The sequence below is a fragment of the Mesorhizobium sp. B2-8-1 genome (assembly GCF_006440955.1).
GTDB lineage: Bacteria > Pseudomonadota > Alphaproteobacteria > Rhizobiales > Rhizobiaceae > Mesorhizobium.
Window position 1 is genome coordinate 251,801 of sequence record NZ_VFTX01000006.1, and the last position, 25,533, is coordinate 277,333.

The following is a 25,533-nucleotide window of genomic DNA, read 5'->3' on the forward strand; positions in this document are numbered from 1 at the left end:
CCCGCACGAGGACTATCACGGTTACGCCGGACAAAAGAAGGCCGTGAGCTTCGATACGGACGATCAGCCGGCGCTGCATCAGGCACCCCTTTAGGCCAGCACCGGAAAGCCTTTGACCGGCTTCGTTTTAACCGGGGCACGTCGGTTTCCTGTTACCGGTCGCGAAATGATGGCCGCAGATTTGGCTGGTGATTCTGCTTTGGGGAAGCAATGTCCACGCATGTGCGCCATCCGATCTGGCTACCGGCCCTCAAGGCCGCGGATGCCCGCACCTTCGCCTCGCTCTACGCGGTCGAATCCTTCGCTCGCGCCACGGTGTCGAGCGTCATCCCGATCCAGGCCTACGAGATCCTCCACAACGAGCAGATCGTCTCGATCCTCTACACCATAGTGGCGATGCTCGGCCTGTCGGTGACCCTGTTCATGCCGATGCTGATCCAGCGCTTCGCACGGCGCTGGGTCTACACGGCGGGCGCCTGCCTGCTGGCGATCGGCTCGCTGTTCTTCGTCACGCATACGCTCGCAGGGCAATTGGCCGGCATGCTGTGCCGTGTCATGGGCGCCAGTGCGCTGTCGATCACGCTCAACCTCTACATCATGGACCACATCCGCAAGACCGATTTCATGCAGGCCGAATCGCTGCGCATGGCGTGGTCGATGTTTGCCTGGACGGGTGGGCCGACGCTCGGCATCTTTCTCTACACACGCTTCGGCATCTATGCCGCGCATGGCGCGGTCGCCGTATTCGCCTTGGCCCTGCTGGCGTTGTTCTGGACCTACCGGCTCGGCGACAGTCCCTCGATCCGGCCGGGCAAGACGCGCCCGGTCAACCCGCTGGCCAATATCGGCCGCTTCGTCGCGCAGCCGAGGCTGAGGCTGGCCTGGCTGATCGCCTTCGGCCGCTCCTGCTTCTGGACGACATTTTTCGTCTATGGCCCGCTGTTCATGGTCATCACCGGTGAGGGCGAACTTGCCGGCGGCATTCTGGTTTCGGCAGGCAACGCGCTTTTGTTCATGGCGATTTTCTGGGGCAAGGCCGGCAAGCGCTTCGGCGGCCGCAGGACCATGACTTTTGCCTATTTCGCCATGTCGGTGGTGCTGCTGGCGGCGGGTGCCGTCGGCGAAAGCGCGCCGCTCGTCACCGGCGCCTTCCTGCTGTGCGGCGCCTTCTTCACCATCGCGCTCGACGCGCTGGGCTCGACCGCCTTCATGCGCTCGGTCCGCTCTTATGAGCGGGCGCAGATGGCTGCGGTCTACCGCACTTATCTCGACTTTTCCGAACTGACGCCGCCGCTGGTCTACTCGGTGGTGCTGGCCTTTTTCGGACTGGGCTCGGTTTTCGTCACGCTCGGCCTGCTTGCGGCGGTCTGCGGTTATGTCACCTGGCGGTATCTGCCGAAGTCGCTGTGAAGCTTACGGCACAAGCGCAGCATGTCGTTCGCGTACCCAATCGTGGAAGCGGTGGAGGTCGTACTCCTCCGGCATCAGCACGCCGGCCTTATGGCGCATAGAGCGCAGCCCTTTCTGGTTGACCTCGCAGATCGCGGCATCCTCCTCCAGCACCTGGGTGCCGAATCCGACGATGTTGTCGATGTCGGTGGCGGCGAGCGCGTCGGGCGCGAACAGCCATTCGGCGGTCAATTCGGTCTGCTCGGGGCCAAGCGGCACCAGCCGTACGGACCTGACATAGTCGACGTGGCCGACGATGAACATCGAGGGCAGGCTGGTGGCGTAGGTCTGGCCGGCGGCGTGCTCGGCCGGCGTCAGGCCCGAAAAGACCGGCCCATGCGCCTGGCCGTCACGTGACCATGTTTCGGCACCCGCCCGCAGCCCGCCGGAAAATTCCGGCGCGTCATTGTCGGCATGGCGGGTCCATTCGGGGTCGTCATGCCGGCCCATCAGGCCGCGACCATAGATCGGCACCAGCCGCGACAGGTCCTTGTGGACGCCGGGGCAATGCAGGCATTCGTTGAAGTTTTCCCAGAAGATCTTCCAGTTGCAGTTCATCACCTTGCGCAGCACATGGCCCGATACCAGCGATTCCAGCGGCCAGTTGCCGAGATCGCCGGAGGCCGGGTCGAAGGATGAGTGCGCCGAGCCGGCGGCATCTTCCGCGAGATTGACGAAGACGAAGCCGCGCCAGACCGACAGCGCGACGCGATAGAGCGGATGGTCCGCCTTGTCGAAACCTTCGGGCAGCGTTTTCGATGGCACGCGCACGAGATCGCCGCGCAGCGAATAGGACCATGCGTGGTAGGGGCAGGTGATCAGCCGCGCCTTCAGCCGGCCCTCGCGTTCCTGGCAAAGCTGCGAGCCGCGATGCCGGCAGGTGTTGTGGAAGGCGCGCAGTTCGCCGGTGTCGTCGCGCAGTACGACGATCTCCTGGCTGCCGACGCGGAAGGTGCGAAAAGCCAGCGGTTGGGCGAGATCAGCTTCACGGCAGACGAGCAGGCAGTTCCTGTACCAGATGGCGTCAAGGTCGCGCTGGTAGGCCGCCGCATCCCAATAGGCCGACGACGGCAATGTCGGCTCGGCCCGGGTGAGGCCGTTATAGGGGGCGTGCTGGCTCTGGACGGGCTGCATGGCTGGCCTCCTGTGAGATGGCAGCCGACACCCGGCTACGGAAATTGTCAATTGCAGCGGAGCAAGCGGCCGGACGGCGCTAAAGCGCTTGTCGCCGTCGGAATTTGGTTTGCCGGATGCGGCGATTTTCCCTATAGTCACCTTCGTCGTCGGTTCCGATTGGAGCCAAGAGGGAATGCGGTGCGGGCAGATTTGTTGCCCAATGCCGTGGCTGCCCCCGCAACTGTGTGCGGTAGTCCTCTCCATATGCCACTGAAGATTTTCTTCGGGAAGGTGGGGAAGGGCGCTGATCCGCGAGCCAGGAGACCTGCCGGCGACAGGAAACTGACTTCGATGCCCTCGGGTGGAGGGTGAAAGGACAAGACATGAATACCGCTTCCGTCTCCCTCGGCGCCTCCATCTCCTCGCAGTCGCGCCTCCTGCAGCTCGCGCTCGCGGCGCTGCTCGGCGTTTTCGTCGTAGGCTTTGTCGGTTTCTCGCATATCGACGCGGTCCACAATGCCGCGCACGACTATCGCCACTCGATGGCGTTTCCCTGCCACTGATAGGGATTTGACATCATGAACCTGTTTCGCAACGTCGTGTTCATCGCGGCGATCGCAGGGCTCGTGGCCGGTGTCGTTCTCGCCTGCATGCAGGCCTATGCCACCGTGCCGTTGATCCTGAAGGCGGAAGTCTACGAACAGGCCGGCGGCGGCCACCACCACGACCATACCGCACCGGCCCCGACCGACAACAACGCCATGAACTCTGCCGCCCCGGCGGGCAATGCCATGAGCTCCGCCGCGCCGGCAGCCGCTGAAGCTGTTCCGGCTGGAGAGGAAGGCTGGGCGCCGGCCGACGGCTTCGAGCGCTTCGCCTTCAGCGTGCTTGCCAACATCGTCACCGGCATCGGCTTCGCGCTGGTCCTGGTCGCGGTTTCGGAATTCGCCGGCGGCATCGGCAACTGGCGCCAGGGCGTGTTCTGGGGACTGGCCGGCTTTGCCGTGTTCACGCTGGCGCCGGGCCTCGGCCTGCCGCCGGAACTGCCGGCCATGCCTGCCGCCGAGCTTCTGCCACGCCAGATCTGGTGGACGGCGACGGTGGCGGCGACGGCGATCGGCCTTGCCCTGATCGCCTTCCGCAAATCACTGCCGCTGGCGATTCTGGGCGTGGTGTTGATCGTCGCGCCGCATATTGTCGGCGCGCCGCAGCCGGACAGTTTCGAGACGCCGATTCCGGAAGGCCTGCATCATCAGTTCGTGGTGGCGGTGACCGTAACCAACCTGGTGTTCTGGCTCGTGCTCGGCGCTGCCGCCGGCGTGGTGCGTGGACGCTTCACCGGCAGCGCGACGAGCCTGCGCGACAGCTTTGCCTGATCGCGGAAGACTGACCTTCATCATCGGCGGTGCGCGCTCCGGCAAGAGCGCGCACGCCGAAACGCTGATGACGGCCTTGCCTTCGCCATGGACCTACATCGCCACGGCGCAAGCCTATGACGACGAGATGCAGCAGCGCATCGCGTTGCACCGGTCGCGGCGCGGCGAGGGCTGGACGACCATCGATGCACCGCTTGGCCTTGTCGGTGCACTCGAGGCCCTACCGGAGGACCAGCCGGTCCTTGTCGACTGCCTGACGCTCTGGCTGACCAATCACATGCTGGCCGATCATGATGTAGAGGCCGAATGTCGGCGGCTGGCTGACATGCTGTCGCGGCCGCGCGGACCCTGGTTCGTGGTATCCAACGAGGTCGGGCAAGGCATCGTGCCCGACAATGCGCTGGGGCGCCGGTTCCGCGACGCCGCCGGCCGGCTCAACCAGCAGGTCGCGGCGATTGCCGAGACCGTGCTTTTGATGGTGGCGGGGCTGCCGCTCAAGGTGAAGTGACATGACCGACATCGACGAAAAGGACGAAGAGCGCCACCGCGCCAAGATGGCCAAGCGCAAGGCGGTCCAAGACGCCGAGGTGGCGAGCAAGACGGTCGAAAAGGGGCTGCTGATCGTCAACACCGGCCCGGGCAAAGGCAAGACCACGGCTGCCTTTGGCCTGGCGCTGCGGATGCTCGGCTACGGCAAGCGCGTCGGCGTCGTCCAGTTCATCAAGGGCAAATGGCATACGGGTGAGAAGGAGGCCTTCGCCGCCTTCGGCGACCGCGTCGTCTGGCACGCGATGGGCGAGGGGTTCACCTGGGAGACACAGGATCTGAAGCGCGACATCGCGGCGGCCGAGGCCGCCTGGGCCAAGGCGCTGGAGCTGATGGCCGATCCGTCGATCAGTCTCGTCGTGCTCGACGAACTCAACATCGCGCTGCGCTACGAGTATCTCGATCTGGACAAGGTGGTTGCCGCGCTGAAAGCGCGCCGCGAGGGCCTGCATGTCGTCGTCACCGGTCGCAACGCCAAGCCGGCGCTGGTCGAGGCGGCCGATCTGGTGACCGAGATGGGGCTGACCAAGCACCACTTCGCGGCGGGCGTGAAGGCGCAACAAGGGATCGAGTTTTGAGAGCTTTTGTCCCCTTTTGTGGATGAGCATTCAAGTCTGGTCGCCAAACGCTCCAAGCGGGGCTCACTTCCTTTCCCTCCGGAGGGGGGGAAAGGTGGCGCTGCGAAGCAGCGACGGATTGGGGGAAGGCGGTTATCGAACGCGCGGTCCGCAGACAGGCAGGCGCAACCCGGCGGGTGCGAGAAACGCGACTGCCGAGCTCGTCGACCCCCACTCCGTCTCGGCTTCGCCGAGCCACCTCTCCCCGATCGACGGGGGAGAGGAAAGGCGCGAACCTGTTGCAGCCCGGCTCCCTTCCTCCCCTTCGGGAGAGAACTCACGGGGGGGGGTGAGATCATGCCAGAATGACGATCGCCGAAACCACGCCGAACAGGGCAATCAGCAAATAATCGGCGACGCGGTAGAGTTTCAGCGCCCGCCTTATGTCGATGCTGTCGGCTTCGCGCCGGCCGCCTTCGCCCATGAACGCGTCGTCGACCGTTACGCCGCCATAGCTGCGCGGCCCGGCGAGGGCCAGGCCGAGCCCGCCCGCCATCGCCGCCTCCGGCCAGCCGGCATTGGGCGAGCGGTGCTTTTTCGCGTCGCGCCGCACCGCCTGCCATGCGGCTTTCGCGTCGGCGCCTTTCACCAGGAAAGCCGCCAAGGTGATGAGCAACGCCGTCAGCCGCGACGCCGGCAGGTTGATCCAATCGTCGAAGCGTGCGGCTGCCCTGCCGAATGCTTCGTGGCGCGGCGTGCGATGGCCGATCATCGAATCGGCGGTGTTGGCGGCCTTGTAGGCGGCGCCGCCGGCGAGGCCGCCGACGCCCGTCCAGAAGGCGGGGGCAACGATGCCGTCGGAAAAATTCTCGGCCAGGCTCTCGATCGCCGCGCGGCAGACGCCGGCCCTGTCGAGGGTTTCGGGATCGCGGCCGACGATGCGCGAGACGGCGGCGCGGCCCATGTCGAGGCCGCCCGAGTCGAGCGCATCGGCGACGGCCTCGACATGCTCATAAAGGCTCCGCTGCGACAGGAACGATGTTGCCAGAAGCGCGGTGATGAACAGTCCCAGGGGAATGAACCAGAGCAGGATCTGCACGGAGAGGCCAATTAGCGCCGGCACCAGCACGATGACCAGAAGCGCCTGGACACCACGTTGGCGACGCAGTGCGTCGGGATCAGTGGCGCGGTTGAGCCTGCGATCGAGAAAGGATATCAGCCTGCCAAACCACGTCACGGGATGGCCGATGGCGCGAAACAGCCAGTCGGGGTAGCCCAGCGCGGATTCGATGGCCAATGACAGGAAAGCGATCAGGACTGACATGAAGCTTCTTGAAGGAGCGGTGGACCATGGTGGAAGTCTCGGCCGGGCAAGGGCGCTTTTCCCCAACGCCCCGCAGCCTTTCGTCGACCTCTCGACCGGAATCAATCCGCACTCCTACCCGCTTTTCGAGCTGCCCGCCACCTCGCTGTCGCGATTGCCGGAAGCGGGGCGGACGCGTGAGCTGACGGCGATCGCGGCCAGTAGCTATGGTGCGCCCTCGCCAGCCAATGTCGTCGCTGCGCCCGGTACGCAGATCCTGCTGCCGCGCGTGGCATCGCTGGTCGCGCCGGGCAAGGCGCTCGTACTGGGGCCGACCTATGCCGAACATGCCCGCGCGGCGGCGATCGCGGGGCACGAGGTGATCGAAGTCAGCGATTTCGCTGATCTGGCGGATGCCGACCTTGCCGTCGTGGTCAACCCGAACAACCCGGATGGGCGCATCGTCGAGCGCGACCGGCTGCTGGCGCTGGCCGCCGGTTTGCGCGCCAGGGGCGGGCTGCTGGTCGTCGACGAGGCGTTCATGGATGTCGGCCCGCGCGAACACAGCCTTGCCGGCGATGTCGGCCAGGGCGGCATCGTCGTGCTGCGTTCTTTCGGCAAGTTTTTTGGGCTGGCCGGCCTGCGGCTTGGATTCGCGCTTGCCGATGCGCCGGCGGCCCAACGGCTGGAAACGCAATTCGGACCTTGGGCCGTCGCCGGCCCGGCGCTGGAATATGGCATTCGCGCACTTGCCGATATCGGCTGGCAGGACGCGATGCGCGCATCGCTTGCGGAGGCATCGGTTCGGATCGACGGACTGTTCAGCCGCTTCGGCGTGCCTGCCGCGGGCGGCACCACATTGTTCCGCTATTTCAGCCTGCCGGATGCCGCCGGCTTGTTTGCAGCGCTTGGCGAGCGCGGCATCCTGCTTCGCCATTTCACCGACCGCCCGCACGTCCTGCGGGCAGGCCTGCCGGGGAACGAGGAGGAGTGGCTGCGGCTCGAATCCGCCCTTGCCGAATGGGCGGCGCGGCGCGAGGATCGAGCGAAAGGTATCAAACCATGATCCATGTCTGCTCGCTGGCAAAGGTCGAGGAAACGGTGGCGAGGACCGGCGCCGAGCGGCTGCTGTCGCTGTTGGCCGCCGGCACCGATGTGCTCCGCCCGGCCTCGATCATGAGGGAAAACCATCTGCACCTGGTCATGCACGACATCGCGGCGGCGCAGGATGGCATGACCATGCCGGGCGAGGAGCATGTGCGCAATCTGCTCGATTTCGCGCGCCGCTGGGACCGCGCAAGGCCGATGGTCGTTCACTGTTATGCCGGCATCAGCCGCTCGACAGCCTCCGCCTATATCATCGCTGCCGCGCTGGCGCCGAAACGCGACGAGGCCGAGCTGGCCCGGACGTTGCGGAGATTGTCGCCTTCGGCGACGCCCAATCCGCGGCTGATCGCGGTGGCCGACGCGCTGCTTGGTCGAGGCGGCCGCATGATCGCGGCAATCGAAGCGATCGGGCGCGGCGCCGATGCCTTTGAAGGCAACCCGTTCGAACTGAGGATCGACGGCTAGAGGCTACTTCAGCCAATCGGCGAGCTTCGCCTTGCGTACGTCCCTAAGCAGGCTGACGAAACCATCAGCCTGATGTTCCGCTGTCAGCCGACCTTTTTCAGCCGTGGCAATGCTGGCGTCGCCGACCACGCCGTTCGGGTTGAGATCGCTGGCGATCCAGGCGAAGGCGTGGGTGCCGGTGTGCCGCATCAGCGCGAATTCCTTCTCGGCCTTGGCGACATTGGACACGAAATTGTCGGCCCTGGCCATGTCGACGAGATCCGGCCGGAAATGCAGCATCAGCGAGGTCTCGACGTCGCCGCCATGGATGCCGTGGCGGTCCTCGAGTTCGGTGTACATGCCGGCCGGGCGGCCGAAGCGTTGCCAACTGGTCTTCACCGCCAGCATCTTTTCGCGCACCCGCAATTCGCGCGTGACGATGCCCATGATCTCCTCGTTGCCGCCATGCGAGTTGACGACGACCAGCTTGCGCACGCCTGCCCGCGCAATCGACACGCCAAGCTCGGTCCAGGCGTCCGCCAGCGTCGTTGCCGGCAAAGTAAGCGTGCCCGGCGCGTGAAGATGCTCGTTCGATTTGCCCACCGCCTGGACCGGAAGGATGCGGATGTCGAGATCGTCGGGCAGGCGGGCGATCACCGTGTCGAGCATGCCGTTCATGATCGAGGTGTCGGTCGAGACAGGCAGATGCGGTCCATGCTGCTCGATCGCCGCCACCGGCAGTACGGCGATCGTCGCTTCGGGATCGATCGAGGCATATTCGGTGGTCCGATAGTCACCCCACCACACACGTCTTTTTGCTACGGTCATGTCATGCCTCTTCGATGAACGGTGAGACCTAGCGCGAGATACACGGCGTGTCGATCACCCGGCCGCGATGGCCTCAACCTCGACCTTGAATTCAGGCCGGGCAAATCCGCTGACGATCATCAGGGTCGAGGCCGGCGCGGGGTTCGAAAAAAGCCGGTCGCGAACATCCATATAGGGTCTCAGATGCGCGCGGTCGGTGACATAGGCGTTGATGCGAACGATATCGCCGAGCCCCAGCCCCGCCTCGCCGAGGATCGCGGCGATGTTCTTGAAGCAAAGCTCGGCCTGGGCGCCGGCGTCTTCGGGGATCTGGTCGTCCGCCGTGATCGCGACCTGGCCTGAACACAACACCAGCCGCTTGCCCGGGGGCACTTCGACGCCGTGACTGTAGCGGGCAAAAGGCGGCTTGATCGACTTCGGGGTGAGGAACTTGAACATGGCAATCTCCTGGATACCGCCAGCCTAAGACTGGATTCATCACAGCTTCAAGATGGCGGTGCATGTCGCCGGTGCGATTGTGGACAGGCGTTTAAAAAATAGGCACGATGCCTCCGGTGCAGCACGACCTTTCCGGCGTTCGCAGATGGCTGTGGTGTAGGCGGGCGGGTCCCGGCGCGAGACGCCGGTGGCATGTGTCTTGCTTCTTGAATCTCTGGTGTCGAGCCTGGCGCGTGGCGCGCCGGAGCAAACAAAGGGTGGTGGTGTCGATGTACGGAAAACTGAAGATGTCGGTAGCGGCGGTGGCCGTGCTTGCAGCGAGCACGCTTGGTGCCGCGGCAAATGAAAAAGTCACCTTCGGCACCAACTGGCTGGCCGAGCCGGAACATGGCGGCTACTACCAGGCCGTGGCCGACGGCACCTATGCCGCCTGCGGCCTCGACGTCACCATCATGCAGGGTGGCCCGCAGGTCAGCGGCCGGCCGATGCTCCTGGCCGGCAAGATCGATTTCTACATGGGCGGCAACCTGCTGTCGGCCTTCGACGCCGTCCAGCAAGGCATTCCGATGCGCGTGGTGGCGGCGGACTTCCAGAAGGATCCGCAGGTCATCATGTCCCATCCCGGCGAGGGGCTGGACAAATGGGAGGACCTGAAGAACGCCGAGCAGTACATTCTGGGTGACGAGGGCGCGCAGACCTTCTTCCAGTGGATGATCATCGAGCTCGGCTTCGACGCGGCCAAGCGCGTGCCCTACACCTACAACACTGCTCCCTTCCTCGCCAACAAGAAGTCGATCCAGCAAGGCTATGTCACGTCCGAGCCGTTCGCGGTCAAAAAGGAAGGCGGCTTCGTGCCCAACCAGTTCCTGCTCGCCGACTATGGCTGGGACACCTATTCGACGACGATCGAGGTGATGCAGGACACGATCGACAAGAAGCCGGAGGTGGTCCAGTGCTTCGTCGATGGCTCGGCCAAGGGCTGGTACAAATATCTCTACGGCGACAACAAGGCCGCCAACGACATGATCAAGAAAGACAATCCTGACATGACGGATGAGCAGATCGCTTTCTCAATCGAGCAGATGAAGAAGTTCGGCCTAGCCGATTCCGGCGACACCGAGAAGCTCGGCATCGGCGCCATGAACGAGGCGCGGATCAAGAGTTTTTACGACAAGATGGTCAAGGCCAAGGTCACGCCCGCCGGCATCGACATCACGAAAGCCTACACGCTGGCCTTCGTCAACAAGGGCGTCGGGCTCGAGCTGAAGAAATAGGCCGTCCCGGCATGATGCAGGAAAAGGTGGCGCAAGCGCCAGTGAAGACTTCGGTCTCCTTGTTGGCGCTGCGGGGCGTCGGCAAGGTCTTTTCCAATGGCGTGACGGCGCTCGCCGACGTCGACCTGGCGATCCGGGAAGGGGATTTCCTCAGCCTGCTCGGGCCGTCCGGCTGCGGCAAGTCGACGGCGCTGCGGCTGATCGCCGGCCTGTCAACGCCGACCTCCGGCATGCTCGACTGGCGTGCGGGCGGTTCGCTCGACCGCTCGAACATCGGCTTCGTGTTCCAGGAGCCGACATTGCTGCCCTGGGCCAGTGTCTTCGACAATGTCTGGCTGCCGCTCAGGCTGAAGGGCGTCAGCCGCGCCAAGGCGGCACCGGTGGTGACCGAGATGCTGGCAAGGGTTCATCTCACCGGCTTCGAGAACGCCGTGCCGCGCGAACTGTCGGGAGGCATGAAGATGCGCGTCTCGATCGCACGGGCCCTGGTGACCAAACCGCGCGTGCTTTTGATGGATGAGCCGTTCGCGGCCCTCGACGAAATCACTCGCTTCAAGCTCAACAACGATCTGCTGGAGTTGTGGCAGGACGAGCGCTTCACCGTCGTCTTCGTCACGCATAGCGTCTTCGAAAGCGTGTTTTTATCCAACAGGGTTGTCGTGATGGCGGCGCGGCCAGGCAGGATCTTCGACGAGCTTGCCATTGACGCGGCCTATCCGCGCGACGAGGCCTTTCGCACCTCACCCGATTATGCGGCGCTGTGCCGGCAGACGTCCGACGTGCTGGTCAAGGCCATCAACTCAATTGCAGGCTCGCATCATGACGACCCTTGACGGTGCATTGAAACTCGACCCCGAGGAAGCACGCCGCGCGCGCCAGGAGCGGCTCGAGCGGATCGGCCGCTGGGTTCTGCCGCTGGCGATCATGATCCTGGCGATCTGGCTGTGGGACCGTATCTGCGTGTGGAATGAAATTCCGCAATACATCCTGCCGCGTCCCGGTGTGGTGCTGGCAACGCTCTACAACGACGCCGGCCTGCTGTTCTCCGCACTGCTGGTCACCTTGCGCATCACCTTCCTCAGTCTGCTCCTTGCCGTCATCGGCGGCGTCGGGCTGGCGGTGCTGTTCGCGCAGTCGAAATGGGTGGAGATGTCGTTCTTTCCCTTCGCCATCGTGCTGCAAGTGACGCCGATCGTGGCCATCTTCCCGCTGATCAACATCTATGTCGACAACCAGACGACCAAGCTTCTGCTCTGCGCCTGGATCGTCGCCTTCTTTCCGATCCTCTCCAACACCACCCTCGGCCTGAACTCGGTCGACCGCAATCTGCGCGACCTGTTCAAGCTCAACGGCGCAACGCGCTGGCAGCAATTGCGCTATCTCAGGCTGCCGGCGGCGATGCCGTATTTTCTCGGCGGGCTGAAGATCGCCGGCGGCCTGTCGCTGATCGGCGCGGTGGTGGCCGAGTTCGTCGCCGGCGCCACCGGCCAGTCTTCGGGCCTCGCCTCGCGCATCATCGAGGCCGGCTACCGGCTGAACGCGCCCAGGCTGTTCGCGGCGCTGTTCCTGATCTCGCTGACCGGCATCCTGATCTTCCTCGTGCTGTCGCTGATTTCGCATCTCATCTTACGGCGCTGGCACGAGAGCGCGCTGAAGCAGGAGCGGTAGCGCCTTGATTCCGAACACAGGTTCATACCGGCTCGCCAACGCACGCGTTCATCGGTCCGTCACGCCTGGCCTTGCCGCGCCCTTCGACGGCGACGGTTTCGCACTTGCCGACATCGCGGTGGGCGACGGCAAGATTTCCAGCATTGCTGTTCCTGGCAGATCGAACGCACCTGCCGATGCGATCGACCTCGGCGGGCGGATTCTGCTGCCGTGCTTCATCGATTGTCACACCCATATCGACAAGGGCCATATCTGGCCGCGAAAACCCAATCCTGACGGCACTTTCATCGGGGCGCTGAATGCCACAGGTGCCGACCGCACTGACCGCTGGAGTGCCGAGGACGTGGCGCGGCGCATGGATTTCTCGCTGCGCTGCGCCTACGCGCATGGCACCAAAGCACTGCGCACGCATCTGGACAGTGTCCCGCCGCAGGAGGAAATCTCCTGGCCGGTGTTCGAGACGATGCGCGAGAGGTGGCGCGGCCGCATCGAGTTGCAGGGCGCCTGCCTGATTGGCGTCGAGGGCGTGCGCGACAAGAATTGGTTCGACAGGCTGGCCAAAAGGGTGGCCGCCGCCAAGGGCGTGCTTGGCGTCGTCACCTACATGGTGCCGGATCTGGAAGAACTGCTCGACCATGTCTTCTCCCAAGCCGTCAAGCATGGCCTCGATCTCGATTTCCATGCCGACGAGACCGACGACGTCGCGGCGATCTCGCTGAAGAAGATCGCCGAGGCGTCGCTGTGGAGCGGCTTCGAGGGCAAGATCCTCGTCGGCCACTGCTGTTCGCTGGCGCGCCAGCCGGACCTCGAGGTGCTGGACACGCTGGACAAGGTGGCGAAAGCCGGGCTGGCGATCGTCTCGCTGCCGATGTGCAATCTCTATCTGCAGGACCGGCGGCGCGATCAAACCACGCCCCGCTGGCGTGGGGTGACGCTGCTGCACGAGATGAAGGCGAGGGGCATTCCGATCGCGGTCGCCTCCGACAATACCCGCGATCCGTTCTATGCCTATGGCGATCTCGACATGCTGGAGGTCTACCGCATGGCGACGCGCATCCTGCATTTCGATCATCCGGTCGCCGATTGGCCGCAGGCCGTCACGGCAACGCCGGCTCACGTGATGCGGCTCGATGGTTTCGGCACGCTTGCCGCCGGCGCCGATGCCGATTTCATCGTCTTCAAGGGCCGCAGCTGGACGGAATTGCTGTCGCGGCCCGAATCGGATCGCATCGTGGTGCGCGCCGGGCGGGCGATCGACCGGCAACTGCCCGACTATGCCGAACTCGACGAGCTGATGGTGGACTGATGGATATCGCCGCGCTGAAACGCGATCTCGACGGGATAAAACTCGACGACAATCCGGCCATCGTCCAGCAGAAAAGCCGCGATTTCTACTGGTACAGCCCGGTGCTGAAGCAGCAGCTCGATCACGTCACCGGCGATCTTGTCGTGACGCCCAAGAACGAGGCCGAGCTGATCCGCGTGCTCGCCGCCTGCCACCGGCATGGCGTGCCAGTGACGCCGCGCGGCAGCGGCACAGGCAATTACGGCCAGGCGATGCCGCTCTCGGGCGGCGTCGTGCTCAATCTCGCCGAGATGAACGAGATCAAGTCGATCGCGCCGGGGCGTGTGGTGACCGGGCCGGGCGCTGTGCTGGCCGACATCGACAAGGCAACGCGGGCGCATTCCGGCCAGGAACTGCGGCTCTCACCCTCCACCTACAACACCGCCTCGATCGGCGGCTTCATCGCCGGCGGTTCGGGCGGCGTCGGTTCGATCAATTTCGGCGGCTTGCGTGATTTCGGCAATGTGCTGCGCCTGCGCGTGGTAACCATGGAGGCCGAGCCGAGGGAGCTCGAACTCACCGGCGAGGATCTGCACAAGGTGACCCACGCCTACGGCACCAACGGTATCATCATGGAAGTCGAGATGCCGCTGACCGCGGCCTATGAGTGGATCGACATCATTGTCGGCTTCGACGCCTTCATGAATGCGGCGCGCTACGGCAACGCGCTGGCCTGCCAGGACGGCATCCTGACCAAGCTGATCACGCCGATCGCGGCACCGGTGCCGCAGCTCTATTTCAAACGGCACCAGAAATTCCTGAAGGATGGGCAGAGCATCTGCGTCGTAATGGTGGCGCGGCATGGGCTGGACGCCTTTCTCGCTTTCACGCGGCGGGCTGGAGGCGAGGTGATCTTCAACGCCGCCACGGCGACGCCGGAGGAGAAGAAGGGTCTGCCGCCGGCCTATGAACTGGCCTGGAACCACACGACGCTCAGGGCGCTGCGGGTCGACCCTGATATCACCTATCTACAGTCGCTTTATCCCTTTCCCAACCAGCTGGCGCTGGTCGAGAAAATGGACGCGATGTTTCCGGGCGAAGTGTTCTCGCATCTGGAGTTCGTGCGGCTGGATGGCAACATCACCTGCTTCGGCCTGCCGCTGATCAAATTCACCACCGAGGCGCGGCTCGACGAGATCATCCGCTTGCATGAGGAGAATGGCTGCCCGATCTTCAACCCGCATCGTTACACGCTGGAAGAGGGCGGCATGAAGCAGACCGATGCGGTGCAACTCGCCTTCAAGCGCCAGACCGATCCGCAAGGACTGCTCAATCCCGGCAAGATGATCGCCTGGGAAAACCCGGATTATGATTACCGTTCGGGACGAACTTTTCTGTTCAAGGGGCTGCAGAGGACGGGATGAGGAGAGGTTCGCGCTTGAACACCCCCCTCTGGCCTTCCGGCCCGGGCCCTTCGCTGTCGCTTCGGGCGTTCGTCGCTCGGAAAGCCAAGAAATTGGCTTCCCGTCCGCTGCGCGGACCACTCCTCACCCCCCTCAAGGGGGGAGATCGGCAGCTTAAGCGCTGCCGCCAACCTGCCGCGCTGACAATTGGCGAAAGCAAGGAGATAGTCCGATCTCCCCCCTTGCGGGGGAGATGCCCGGCAGGGCAGAGGGGGGTGCCTCGCGCTGACCCAGGCAATGCCTCGCCATGAACATCCTCGTCCTCCACGCCCATCCGGTCGAAACCAGCTTCAATGCCGGCCTGCACCGGACGATCGTCGAGCGACTGACGGCTGCCGGTCATGCGATTGACGACTGCGACCTCTATGCCGAGGACTTCGACCCGCGGCTCTCTCGCCAGGAACGGCTGGACTATCACAATCCGCGCGGCTCCGCCGACCCTGCGGCGCCGTATGTCGAACGCCTGCTGCGCGCCGATGCGCTGGTGCTTTCCTATCCAGTGTGGAATTACGGCTTTCCGGCAATTCTGAAAGGGTTCTTCGACCGCGTCTTCCTGCCCGGCGTGTCGTTCAAGCTGGTCGACGGCAAGGCGCAGCCGTCGCTGCACAACATCAGGAAGATCGCGGCGGTCACCACCTATGGCGGCAGCCGGTTCCGCGCCATGCTGATGGGGGACCCGCCGCGCAAACTGGTCCAGCGCGTGCTGCGCGCCACGGTCAAGCCGGGCGCTTCGGTTTCCTATCTGGCGCATTATTCGATGAACATTTCGAGCGACGAGACGCGCAAGGCGTTCTTGGCCAAGGTCACGGCCAGCATGGACAGATTCTGATGCGCGCGCTGGTGGTTTATTGCCATCCGGTGCCGGAGAGTTTTTGCGCCGCTATCCGCGACACCGCCGTGGAGGTGCTGACGCGAAAGGGCTGGGAGGTGCGGCTGCTCGACCTCTATGCCGAGAAGTTCGATCCGGTGATGAGCTGCGAGGAACGGCGTTTCTACAACAACCAGGCGCCGCAGGACCTTGCGCTGAAGCCGCATTTCGAGCTGCTCAACTGGGCCGAGGCAATCCTCTTCGTATATCCGACCTGGTGGTACGGGCTGCCGGCGATGCTGAAGGGTTGGCTCGACCGGGTGTGGGCGACGGACGTCGCCTTCAAGCTGCCGGCCGGCAAGGGGCGGATCAAGTCGCTGATGCGGCATGTGACCAAGGTCGGCGTCATCACCACCTGCGGCGCGCCGACATGGTGGAGCGTCGTCGTCGGCCAGCCCGGGCGCAAAACCTTGCTGCGCGGCATGCGCGCGCTGTGCGCCACGCGCTGCCGGACCTTCTTCCTGGCGCACTATCTGATGGACGCCTCGACGCCGAAGACGAGGGCCGCGTTTCTGGCGAAGGTGCGGGCGAAGCTGGAGCGGTTTTGAGGGGGCGAACTGCCCTTCTCCCCTTGTGGGAGAAGGGAAAACCGCGCTACGTCTTCACCCGTTCCGATTTCGGATCATACATCGGCTTCAGCGATGCCTCTGCCGCAAACCGCTCGCCGGCGATCTCGATCTCATAGGACGAGGCCAGCACATCCGCCTCGGTCTCGCCCTGGCAGGGCACATAGCCCAGCCCGATCGCGCCGCCGAGATGGTGGCCGTAATTGCCTGAGGTGATCGGACCGACGATCTTGCCGTCGCGCAGGATCGCCTCGTTGTGGAAGAGCAGCGGTTGCGGGTCCTTCAGCCGGAACTGGACCAGCCGGCGGCTCAATCCGGCTTCCTTCTTCTTCAACACCGCGTCGCGGCCGATGAAATCGCCCTTGGCCGTCTTCACCGCGAAGCCGAGGCCGGCTTCCAGCACATTGTCTTCGTCGGTGATGTCGTGACCGAAATGGCGGAAAGCCTTTTCGATACGGCAGGAGTCGAGCGCATGCAGCCCGCACAGCTTGAGGCCGACATCGGCGCCGGCCGCTTCGATGGCTTCAAAGACGTGGGCCGCCTGGTCGGTCGAGACATAGAGCTCCCAGCCGAGTTCGCCGACATAGGTGACACGGTGGGCGCGGGCGAGGCCCATGCCGATCTCGATCTCCTGGAACGTGCCGAATGGGTTGTTCTCGTTGGAGAAGTCGTTGGGGCTGACCTTCTGGATCAGTTTTCGCGCATCCGGGCCCATCAGGCAGAGTACGCTTTCGGCAGCGGTTACATCGGTGATGACGACGAACTCATCTGTCAGGTGCTTGCGCAGCCAGGCGAGGTCGCGCTGCAGCGCGGCGCTGGGCACGACGAGGAAATAGGCGGTGTCCGACAGGCGCGACACCGTGAGATCGCTCTCGATGCCGCCGCGCCGGTTGAGCATCTGCGTGTAGACGATCTTGCCCGGCGCTACGTCCATGTCATTGGCGCAGAGTTTTTGCAGGAAGGCGCAGGCGTCGCGGCCTTCGACGCGGATCTTGCCGAACGAGGTCATGTCGAACAGGCCGACCTTGTTGCGGACGGCGAGGTGCTCCTCGCGCTGGTTGTCGAACCAGTTCTGCCGCTTCCAGGAATAGCGGTACTCGCGCTCCTGTCCCTCGCGCGCGAACCAGTTGGCGCGCTCCCAGCCGGCGACCTCGCCGAACACGGCGCCGCGCGCCTTCAGATGCTCGTGCAGGGGTGAACGGCGCACGCCGCGCGATGTCGCCATCTGGCGATAGGGGAAATGGTCGGCATAGAGCAGGCCGAGTGTTTCGGAGACGCGCTCCTTGAGGTAGCGGCGGTTCTTCTGGAACGGCTGGGCGCGGCGGATGTCGACTTCCCACAGGTCGAACGGTGCCTCGCCGTCGTTGATCCACTGCGCCAGCGCCATGCCGGCGCCGCCTGACGAGACGATGCCGATCGAATTGTAGCCGGTCGCCATCCAGTAGCCACGCAGTTCCGGCGCCTCGCCGAGATAGTAGCGGTCGTCGGGCGTAAAACTCTCGGGGCCGTTGAAGAAGGTGTGGATGCCGGCGGTCGCCAGCATCGGCATGCGGTTGACGCCCATTTCGAGGATGGGCTCGAAATGGTCCATGTCCTCGGGCAACTGATCGAAGCAGAAGTCCTCGCGGATGCCGTCCATGCCCCACGGCTTGGCCACCGGCTCGAAGGCGCCGAGCATCATCTTGCCGGCGTCTTCCTTGTAATAGGCGCACTCGTCGGGCACGCGCAGCACCGGCAGGCGGCTCAGCCCCGGGATCGGCTCGGTGACGAGGTAAAAATGCTCGCAGGCGTGCAGCGGGATGGTGACGCCGTTCTGGGCGCCCAGTTCGCGCGCCCACATGCCGGCGCAGTTGACGACGATGTCGGCCTCGATCGTGCCTTGCTCCTCGCCCTGCGCCCAGGACACGCCGGTGACGCGGCCTGCCTTGGTGTGGACCTTGGTGACCTTCACATTTTCAACGATGGTGGCGCCGCGCTGGCGCGCGCCCTTCGCAAGCGCCATGGCGATGTTGGCGGGGTCGCACTGGCCATCAAGCGGCAAATGCACGGCGCCGACGACGTCGGACACGTTGAGATGCGGGTACATCTCCTTGACTTCCCTGGGCGAAATCTCGCGCACGTCGACATCGAAGGCGCGGGCGAGTGACGCCTGACGATAGATCTCGTGCTTGCGCTCCTCGGTCAGCGCGACGGTGATCGAGCCGACTTGGCGCATGCCGGTGCCGACCTCGGTCTCGGCTTCCAGCTTGACGTAGAGGTCGGCCGAATATTTCGCCAGCCGCGTCATGTTCTGCGAGCCGCGCAACTGGCCGATCAGGCCGGCGGCATGCCATGTCGTGCCCGAGGTCAGCTGCTTGCGCTCCAGAAGGACGATGTCGGTCCAGCCGAGCTTGGCCAGGTGATAGGCGACCGAGCAGCCCGAAACGCCGCCGCCGATGATGACGGCCCTTGCCTTGGCGGGAATGGTTCTGGGGGAAGGGATGTTCATGCGGCCTCGCGGCGGTAGCTGGAGACAAAGCGGCGCAGCCGGAGTGCTGCTTCCCGCAAGACGGGTTCCGGCTGGCACAGGCTGACGCGGATATGGCCTGCCGCGGCCTCGCCGAAGCTGGAGCCGGGCATGACGCCGACCTTCTCCTTGTCGAGGAAGGCGAAAGCGAATTTCTCGTCGTCGGATTCGACGGCCGATATGTCGAGCATGACATACATGCCGCCTTCGGAGCCGCGCACGCCGACATCGTTCATGCCGCGCACGGCGTCGAGCAGGACGGCGCGTCGCGCCGCATAGCGTTCGGCGATTTCCTTCACGCCATAACCCTTCTCCAGCGCCTCGGTGCAGGCGATCGAGATGAAGGCCGGCAGGCCGTAGGTCGTCACCAGATTGAGGTTGGTCAGCAGCGAGATCATCTCGCTCGGGCCGGTCAGCCAGCCCATGCGCCAGCCGGTCATGCCGTGGCTCTTGGACATGGAATTGATGACCAGCGTGCGCTCGGCCATGCCGGGCAGGGAACGCGGCGAGATGTGCTCGCCACCGCCGAGCGTCCAATAGACTTCGTCGGACAGCAGCCACAAATCGTGCTCGCGGCAGACCTCGGCCAGCTGTTCCAGCCGTTCGCGCGAATAGACGGCTCCGGTCGGGTTGTTCGGCGTGTTGATCAGGATGGCGCGCGTGTTCGGCCGAAGTGCCGCGCGGATCATGTCGGCGCGAGGCTGGAAACCGTCCTCGGCCGGCGTCTCGACAACCGTGAAGGTCGCGCCCGCGGCGCTGAAGGTGTTGGGGTAGGTCGCGTAGTATGGCGCGACCACGATGGCGTGGTCGCCCGGGTCGAGCACGGCCTGCACGGCGGCGTAGAGCGCCGCCTGGCCGCCCGGCGTGGCGATGACCTGGTCCGGCGTCGTCCCGACGCCCGTGCAGGCGACCGAGGCCGCCGCCATCGCCTTGCGCAGGCGCGGCAGGCCGGGCAAAGGGGTATAGTGGTGATTGCTGCCGCGAACCGCGGTCACGCAAGCCTCGATCGTTTCGGAAGGTGTGTCGAAATCGTGATCGCCGACCGACAGCATGATGATGTCCTCGCCGGCTTCCTTGCGGGCCCATGCGGCGAAGTGGACTTCCCAGCCATCCTTGCCCGACGGCACGATGCCTGAAATGCGCGATGATGGTTTTGGCATCAGGCTCTCAACCTTTCGTTCTTCGGATCCCACAAGGGCTCATCGTTCTGCACGACCGCCTTGAAACGGTCGCCGAAGATCTCGATCTCCACGGCGGTGCCGGGCTCCGCCAGATCGGCACGCAGCATGCCGAGCGCGATCGACTTGCCGACGCGATGGCCCCAGCCGCCCGACGTCGTCTCGCCGACGATCTGGCCGTCATGCCACAGCGTCGACATGTAGGGGGCGTCGCAATCGCCGGGGTTTTCGACCACCAGCGTGACGAAGCGCTTCTTGACGCCCTGCTGCTTCTCGTTCTGGAGCGCCGCCTTGCCGCGGAACTCGGGCTTGTCCCATTTGACGAACCGCTCGAGCCCGCCTTGCAGGATCGAGTAGTCGGTCGAGAGGTCGCCTTTCCAGGTGCGATAGCCCTTTTCAAGCCGCAACGAATCCAGCGCGTACATGCCGAATGGTTTCAGGCCGTGCGGCTGTCCCGCCGCGCAGATGGTGTCGAAAACGGCGGCGGTGTCGTCGACCCTGGTGTGGATTTCCCAGCCGAGTTCGCCGGCGAAGGAGACGCGGACCAGCTTCGCCCAGCGCCCGGCGATCTTGGTTTCCTGATGCGTGAGCCAGGGCAAGGTCAGGTCGGCCTCACAGACGGCGGCGAGGATTTCCCGCGACTTGGGTCCGGCCAGGGTTTGGGTGGAGAATTCCTCGGTCCGGTCGATCAGCTTGAAAGTCGCATCGACGGGCATGTGCGATTTCAGCCATTCGAAATCATGCCATTGCGCCACCGCCGCGGTGATCAGCGTCATGGATTCCTCGCCGTGGCGCACCACCGACATTTCGGTGACGATGCGGCCCTTGTCGTCGGAGAAATAGACGAGACCGATGCGGCCGGGCTTCGGCACGAGGCCGGTCACTTGCCGGCTAAGCCATTCGGCGGCGCCCGGACCTTCGAGGTTGAAGCGCGAAAAACCCGGCAGGTCGAGGATGCCGGCGGCGTCGCGGACGGCCAGGCATTCCTCGCGCACGCGGTGCTGCCACGGCCCGTCGCGACGGAAGGTGAGCGTTGCTTCCTCCGAGACGTCGTCGCCATCCTGCGCATACCAGGTGGCGCGCTCCCAGCCATTATAGGCGTCGAAGCGCGCGCCGAACGCCTTCATGCGATCATGGATCGGCGACAATTTCCTGTCGCGTCCCGCCGGCCAGGCATGGCGCGGAAACTGGATGACGTATTCGTTGCCGTAGATCTCCATGCCTTTGGCAACGCAGTAATCCGGAGCCGAAGCGAAGGACGTGAAGCGGCGCGGGTCGCAAGACCACATGTCCCATTCGGTCTGGCCTTGCGTGACCCATTCGGCCAACACCTTGCCTGCACCGCCGCCTTGCGCGATGCCGAAGGTGAAGACGCAGGCCTCGAACGCATTGGGGACGCCCGGCATCGGCCCGATCAGCGGATTGCCGTCCGGCGCATAGGGGATCGGGCCGTTGATGACCTTGGACAGGCCGGCGGTGCCCAGGATCGGCACGCGGGCGACGGCGTCGGCCAGATAATGTTCCAGCCGGTCGAGATCGTCGGGGAAAAGCTGGAAGGAAAAATCCTCCGGCATCGGATCGTTGTGACCCGCCCAATGCGCGCGGCAATTGCGCTCATAGGGGCCGAGATTCATGCCGTTCTTTTCCTGGCGCAGATAGTAGGAAGTGTCGACGTCACGCAGCAGCGGCAGCTTCCTGTCCTGTTCCTTCGACCATGCGGCGAGTTCGGGGATCTCCTCGAACAATATGTACTGATGGCTCATCACCATCATCGGCACCTCGCGGCCGAACATTTTTCCAACTTCGGCGGCACGGTAGCCGGCGGCGTTGACGACGATCTCGCAGCGGATCTCGCCTTGCGGCGTCACGACCACCCATTCGTCCTTGTCGCGGCGCACGCCTTTCACCGGGCAGAAGCGTATGATCCGGGCACCCATGTCGCGCGCGCCCTTGGCCAGCGCCTGGGTCAGCTGCGCCGGGTCTATGTCGCCGTCGCTCGGGTCGTAGAGGGCGCCTTTCAGCTCATGCGTCTCGATGAAGGGATAGCGGCACTTGATCTCGTCCGTGCCGACAATCTCGATGTCCATGCCCTGGTAGCGGCCCATGCCCTTGGCGCGCTGGAACTCCTGCATGCGCTCTTGCGTGTGGGCAAGCCGCAGGGAGCCGGTGACATGGTAGTTCATAGGATAGTCGACGGCCTCGGCCAGCCCGCGATAGAGCTCGGTCGAATAGCGCTGCATGTTCATCAGCGACCAGGACGAGGAGAAGGTCGGCACGTTACCGGCGGCATGCCAGGTCGAGCCGGAGGTGAGTTCATTCTTTTCCAGGAGAACGCAGTCGGTCCAGCCCGCCTTGGCGAGATGGTAGAGCGAGGAGGCGCCGACGACACCGCCTCCGATGATCACCACGCGTGCCGTGCTCGGCAAACCGGCCATGTTCTTCTCCAACCCTTGGTCCAATTTCATTCAATAAACTGGCGGCGAAACCACCCAGATGACGACCGCCGGCTCCATTCCCGGATTGCGCCAGCGGAATGGCTTGCCCTCGAAGCGAAAGGAATCGCCTTCGCCGAGCCGATGCCATGTCCCCGATATTTCGATGTCGAACGTCCCCGCCACGACATATCCAGCCTCTTCGGTCGGCCGACGCGCCTCGCTCTTGAGCTCAGCGCCCGGCGCGAAGACGGAACGCAGCATCTCGAAGCTACCGCCGAGATCGGGCGACAGAAGCTCCTCCATGAGGCCGGATTCGCTTGTGCCAAGGGTGCGGCGGCTGCCGGCCCGCACGACCGCGCCGCGCTCGCTTTCGACAGGCACGTCGTGGCCGAAGAACAGGCTGACCGGCACGCCGAACAGTTCGCCGAAAGCCCGGAGATCACTGAGCGACGGTGTCGACAGGCCGCGTTCGACCTGGCTGACCCAGCCGACCGACCGGCCGAGTTTCAGGGCGATCTCGGCGAGCGTCAACCCTCGCGCCTTGCGCAGCGCCCTGATGTCGCTGGCCAGCAATCGCTCGTAATTTCCCTGCAATGCTTTCGCTGTAGTTGGAGGCAAATCGCGCTCTCGTGAAAAAATCCCATCAAATTTCATGAGATGCCGGAGCGGTGAAAAAATCAAGCGGATTTTCACGGGTGCACAAGATTTGCTTGCGCGATTTTGGCGGTTCATGCAAAGGCTCGGCCGCGAGCGGCGAGTGGGGACGTCCGATCGGGACACGGGGTAAGGACGGCCCATGCTTGGAAAAAAGGCTCGAATCACGGTTGATGCCGAGATCGTCGACGGCGCGATCGTATCGCGCCGGTCGGTGCGCGCTTTTCTGCCCGACATGGTCGACGACAACACGATCCGCGACATACTGGCGGTCGCGGCACGCGCCCCTTCCGGCACCAATATGCAGCCATGGCGGGTCTATGTCACCAAGGGTGACATCAAGCAGCGGATATCGGATGCCATCCTGAATTCCGGCATCCGTGCTGAAAAGGCCGATTGGGACGAATATCGCTATTATCCCACGCAGTTCTTCGAACCCTACCTGACCCGCCGCCGCGCCAACGGTTTCGGGCTCTATGGCGCGCTCGGCATCGGTCGCCGCGAGGTCGACAAGATGCGTGCCCAGCACGACCGCAACTTCGTCTTCTTCGACGCGCCGGTCGGCATGATCTTCACCATCGACCGCCGGCTTAACCAGGGTTCCTGGATCGACTACGGCATGTTCCTGCAGAACATCATGGTTGCCGCGCGGGGCAGGGGCTTGCACACCTGTCCGCAGGCGGCGTTCGCGCCCTATCACCGGCAGATCAGGCCGGTGCTCGGCATTCCCGACGAGGAGATCGTCGTCTGCGGCATGGCGCTCGGTTATGAAGATACGTCGAAGCCCGAAAACGCCTTCCGAACCGACCGCGTGCCGCTGGAGGAATGGGTGACGTTCAGCGAGTAGGCCGCTGCTGCGCTGCGACATCCGCTATTCCGTGTTCATCTGGGCGCCATGGCCGCTGACATGGGCGCCATCCTGCGGCGTCAGCTTGAGATAGGCTGATAGCGCGCACAGCGTGATGACACCCTCGATCACGAACAGTATCCGGAAGTGATTGGCGACGGCCGGGCCGCCGCCGGCCAGAAACGATAGTGCAGCGGCGGCGAGGCCGACGCTGATCGCCACCGCCAGTTGCCACAATATGTAATAGAGCGCGCTGAAGCGAGCGAGCTGCTCGGGCGCGATGTCGGAATAGGCAAGGTTGCCGGTCGACGCCCATTGCGCGGAGCGGAAGACGCCGAAGATGAAGATGTAGGCAAGCACGATCCACACCGGTGTGGTCGCCTGCATCAGGGCAAAGCCCGCAACCATGGCCGCGACGACGGGCGTGTTGAAAACCAGCACGCGGCGGAAACCGAAGCGGTTGAGCAGGCGAGGCATGAAGACACGCATGACCACCGACCCGACCGCGGCGACGAAGGTCAGCGACCCCGCCTGTACCGCGCTCATGCCGAAGCCGAGCTGGAACATCAGCGGCAGCAGGAAGACGACGGAGCTGAGGCCGATCGTGTCCAGACCGCCGCCGGTGAGGAAGGAGATGCGGAAGGTGCGGATGCGCAGGAGCTTGAGGTCGAGCAGGGGATTGCGCACGCGCAGGCAATAGAACGAGGCGACCGTCAGGATGACCAGCGCCAGGACAAGCTCGGCCGCGATCACGCCGGCGGCCGCATCTTTCGCCGCCAGCGAATCCATGCCGAAGACAAGCAGGACCATGCCGCTGCCGACCAGCAGGAAGCCCGGGAAATCGAACGGCGTGCGCACGGGTTTGGTCACCGTCGGAAACAGCGAGGCGGCAAGGACAGCCGCGGCCAGCGCGAAGGGCACGTTGATGAAGAAGATCCAGCGCCAGGAAATGTAAGTGGTCAGCGCGCCGCCGACGAGCGGACCGACCAGCGGCCCGGACTGGCCGGCCAGCGAGATATACATGTTGATCTTCAGCGTCCGGCTTCGAGGGAAGGTCGACAGGATGACGACCTGACCGAGCGTGCCCATCAGCGCGCCGCCGAAGCCCTGCAGCGCGCGGGCGCCGACCAGAGTCCAGATGTTGTCGGACAGGCCGCACAGCGCCGACGAGGCGGCGAATACCAGCAGCGCAAAGCAGTAGACGTTGCGCAGGCCGAAGCGGTCGGCGGCCCAACCGCCGAGCGGCATTGAGATGATCAGGCTGGCGACATAGACCGTGATCAGCAGGCCAAGCTGGCTGGGCGGGCGGCCAAGGCTTTCGCTGATGCCGGGCAGCGCCGTCACCACGACATTCTGGTCGAGGCTGGTCATGAACACGCCGCAGGCGACCGTCAGCGGCAGCAGGAGCAGGGCTCTGGCTGGCACATCGGCGCGATCGGTGGCGCCGGCGGATATTTCTGCGGTCATGGAGATATTCGAACCAAACGGATGCGCGGATTCTGGAGACGGGTTTTGTTACCCTTCGGACCGGCTTGACGGCCATATCATGCCAGTATGACGGCACGCCGGTGCATTGCTGTAGCGTCAGAGCCGGCCGGCCTTGATGCCAGAATCCGTCGAGGCGC

General features: G+C 64.4%; 24 protein-coding genes and 1 riboswitch. Of the genes, 15 read left to right on the top strand and 9 right to left on the bottom strand.

The window, feature by feature from the left end; all coding sequences use genetic code 11:
* Nucleotides 1-210 precede the first annotated feature (210 nt).
* Nucleotides 211-1,410 (top strand): MFS transporter, encoded by a 1,200-nt coding sequence (locus tag FJ428_RS17960; protein ID WP_140879891.1) that lies wholly within the window; start codon nt 211-213, stop codon nt 1,408-1,410.
* Between the two features lie 3 nt (nt 1,411-1,413).
* Here FJ428_RS17960 and FJ428_RS17965 read toward each other — a convergent pair whose 3' ends face one another.
* Nucleotides 1,414-2,583 carry an aromatic ring-hydroxylating dioxygenase subunit alpha gene (locus tag FJ428_RS17965; RefSeq protein WP_140879892.1) on the bottom strand — a complete coding sequence of 390 codons (1,170 nt, stop codon included), beginning with the start codon at nt 2,581-2,583 and terminating at the stop codon, nt 1,414-1,416.
* Nucleotides 2,584-2,716: 133 nt separating this feature from the next.
* Nucleotides 2,717-2,913: riboswitch (cobalamin riboswitch) on the top strand.
* Between the two features lie 35 nt (nt 2,914-2,948).
* Between FJ428_RS17965 and FJ428_RS17970 the strand changes: the two genes are divergently transcribed.
* The 4 genes from FJ428_RS17970 to cobO are packed head-to-tail and all read left to right on the top strand — an operon-like array spanning nt 2,949 to nt 5,065.
* Nucleotides 2,949-3,128 carry a CbtB domain-containing protein gene (locus tag FJ428_RS17970; RefSeq protein ID WP_140495602.1) on the top strand — a complete coding sequence of 60 codons (180 nt, stop codon included), beginning with the start codon at nt 2,949-2,951 and terminating at the stop codon, nt 3,126-3,128.
* Nucleotides 3,129-3,143: 15 nt separating this feature from the next.
* Complete coding sequence (locus FJ428_RS17975; protein ID WP_140879893.1) at nt 3,144-3,941, top strand: CbtA family protein; 798 nt, start codon at nt 3,144-3,146, stop codon at nt 3,939-3,941.
* Nucleotides 3,934-4,449, top strand: coding sequence for a bifunctional adenosylcobinamide kinase/adenosylcobinamide-phosphate guanylyltransferase (gene cobU, locus FJ428_RS17980; RefSeq protein ID WP_140623223.1), 516 nt, complete (start codon nt 3,934-3,936; stop codon nt 4,447-4,449). Before FJ428_RS17975 ends, cobU begins: the two co-directional genes overlap by 8 nt.
* Nucleotide 4,450: 1 nt before the next feature.
* Complete coding sequence (cobO, locus tag FJ428_RS17985) at nt 4,451-5,065, top strand: cob(I)yrinic acid a,c-diamide adenosyltransferase (RefSeq protein ID WP_140648779.1); 615 nt, start codon at nt 4,451-4,453, stop codon at nt 5,063-5,065.
* A 334-nt stretch (nt 5,066-5,399) separates the two neighbouring features.
* On the opposite strand, the gene cbiB is transcribed toward cobO, so the two are convergent.
* Nucleotides 5,400-6,368: an adenosylcobinamide-phosphate synthase CbiB gene (gene cbiB / locus FJ428_RS17990; protein ID WP_140879894.1), complete on the bottom strand. Its 969-nt coding sequence runs from the start codon at nt 6,366-6,368 to the stop codon at nt 5,400-5,402.
* On the opposite strand from cbiB, the gene cobD reads away from it, so the two are divergent.
* Both cobD and FJ428_RS18000 read left to right on the top strand, forming a co-directional pair.
* Nucleotides 6,367-7,413: a threonine-phosphate decarboxylase CobD gene (gene cobD / locus FJ428_RS17995; RefSeq protein WP_140879895.1), complete on the top strand. Its 1,047-nt coding sequence runs from the start codon at nt 6,367-6,369 to the stop codon at nt 7,411-7,413. The genes cbiB and cobD overlap by 2 nt on opposite strands.
* A complete protein-coding gene (locus FJ428_RS18000) occupies nt 7,410-7,919 on the top strand; it encodes a tyrosine phosphatase family protein (RefSeq protein WP_140495608.1) in 510 nt (169 codons plus the stop codon). Before cobD ends, FJ428_RS18000 begins: the two co-directional genes overlap by 4 nt.
* Before the next feature lie 3 nt (nt 7,920-7,922).
* Here FJ428_RS18000 and FJ428_RS18005 read toward each other — a convergent pair whose 3' ends face one another.
* Both FJ428_RS18005 and FJ428_RS18010 read right to left on the bottom strand, forming a co-directional pair.
* Nucleotides 7,923-8,726, bottom strand: coding sequence for a creatininase family protein (locus tag FJ428_RS18005; protein WP_140879896.1), 804 nt, complete (start codon nt 8,724-8,726; stop codon nt 7,923-7,925).
* A gap of 54 nt (nt 8,727-8,780) precedes the next feature.
* Nucleotides 8,781-9,164, bottom strand: a complete 384-nt coding sequence (locus FJ428_RS18010) for a RidA family protein (protein ID WP_140495610.1) — start codon at nt 9,162-9,164, stop codon at nt 8,781-8,783.
* A 269-nt stretch (nt 9,165-9,433) separates the two neighbouring features.
* Between FJ428_RS18010 and FJ428_RS18015 the strand changes: the two genes are divergently transcribed.
* From FJ428_RS18015 to FJ428_RS18050, 7 genes are all read left to right on the top strand, one after another.
* Nucleotides 9,434-10,438, top strand: a complete 1,005-nt coding sequence (locus FJ428_RS18015; protein ID WP_140495611.1) for an ABC transporter substrate-binding protein — start codon at nt 9,434-9,436, stop codon at nt 10,436-10,438.
* An 11-nt stretch (nt 10,439-10,449) separates the two neighbouring features.
* Complete coding sequence (locus tag FJ428_RS18020; RefSeq protein ID WP_140516385.1) at nt 10,450-11,271, top strand: ABC transporter ATP-binding protein; 822 nt, start codon at nt 10,450-10,452, stop codon at nt 11,269-11,271.
* On the top strand, nt 11,258-12,106 hold the full coding sequence (locus FJ428_RS18025) for an ABC transporter permease (RefSeq protein WP_140516383.1): 849 nt from the start codon (nt 11,258-11,260) through the stop codon (nt 12,104-12,106). Before FJ428_RS18020 ends, FJ428_RS18025 begins: the two co-directional genes overlap by 14 nt.
* A 4-nt stretch (nt 12,107-12,110) precedes the next feature.
* The gene (locus FJ428_RS18030) at nt 12,111-13,412 is read left to right on the top strand and encodes a cytosine deaminase (protein ID WP_140564175.1); all 1,302 of its coding nucleotides are present in this window, start codon (nt 12,111-12,113) and stop codon (nt 13,410-13,412) included.
* Nucleotides 13,412-14,815 (top strand): FAD-binding oxidoreductase, encoded by a 1,404-nt coding sequence (locus tag FJ428_RS18035; protein ID WP_140879897.1) that lies wholly within the window; start codon nt 13,412-13,414, stop codon nt 14,813-14,815. The genes FJ428_RS18030 and FJ428_RS18035 overlap by 1 nt, the downstream gene beginning before the upstream one ends.
* Nucleotides 14,816-15,101: 286 nt before the next feature.
* Nucleotides 15,102-15,683 (top strand): NAD(P)H-dependent oxidoreductase, encoded by a 582-nt coding sequence (locus FJ428_RS18045; RefSeq protein ID WP_140555020.1) that lies wholly within the window; start codon nt 15,102-15,104, stop codon nt 15,681-15,683.
* Nucleotides 15,683-16,270: an NAD(P)H-dependent oxidoreductase gene (locus tag FJ428_RS18050; protein ID WP_140521127.1), complete on the top strand. Its 588-nt coding sequence runs from the start codon at nt 15,683-15,685 to the stop codon at nt 16,268-16,270. Before FJ428_RS18045 ends, FJ428_RS18050 begins: the two co-directional genes overlap by 1 nt.
* Before the next feature lie 46 nt (nt 16,271-16,316).
* Here FJ428_RS18050 and FJ428_RS18055 read toward each other — a convergent pair whose 3' ends face one another.
* From FJ428_RS18055 to FJ428_RS18070, 4 genes are read right to left on the bottom strand one after another with little or no spacing between them, the layout of a single operon-like run.
* A complete protein-coding gene (locus tag FJ428_RS18055) occupies nt 16,317-18,776 on the bottom strand; it encodes an FAD-dependent oxidoreductase (protein ID WP_140879898.1) in 2,460 nt (819 codons plus the stop codon).
* Nucleotides 18,773-19,954, bottom strand: a complete 1,182-nt coding sequence (locus FJ428_RS18060) for a pyridoxal phosphate-dependent aminotransferase (protein WP_140495619.1) — start codon at nt 19,952-19,954, stop codon at nt 18,773-18,775. Before FJ428_RS18060 ends, FJ428_RS18055 begins: the two co-directional genes overlap by 4 nt.
* Nucleotides 19,954-22,407: an FAD-dependent oxidoreductase gene (locus FJ428_RS18065; protein ID WP_140879899.1), complete on the bottom strand. Its 2,454-nt coding sequence runs from the start codon at nt 22,405-22,407 to the stop codon at nt 19,954-19,956. The genes FJ428_RS18060 and FJ428_RS18065 overlap by 1 nt, the downstream gene beginning before the upstream one ends.
* 30 nt (nt 22,408-22,437) lie before the next feature.
* Nucleotides 22,438-22,980, bottom strand: a complete 543-nt coding sequence (locus FJ428_RS18070) for an XRE family transcriptional regulator (RefSeq protein WP_224518992.1) — start codon at nt 22,978-22,980, stop codon at nt 22,438-22,440.
* A 223-nt stretch (nt 22,981-23,203) separates the two neighbouring features.
* Between FJ428_RS18070 and FJ428_RS18075 the strand changes: the two genes are divergently transcribed.
* Nucleotides 23,204-23,908 (top strand): nitroreductase, encoded by a 705-nt coding sequence (locus FJ428_RS18075; RefSeq protein WP_140555023.1) that lies wholly within the window; start codon nt 23,204-23,206, stop codon nt 23,906-23,908.
* A 24-nt stretch (nt 23,909-23,932) separates the two neighbouring features.
* Here the strand turns inward: FJ428_RS18075 and FJ428_RS18080 are convergent, their stop codons facing one another.
* Complete coding sequence (locus FJ428_RS18080; protein ID WP_140879900.1) at nt 23,933-25,375, bottom strand: MFS transporter; 1,443 nt, start codon at nt 25,373-25,375, stop codon at nt 23,933-23,935.
* Between the last annotated feature and the right edge of the window lie 158 nt (nt 25,376-25,533).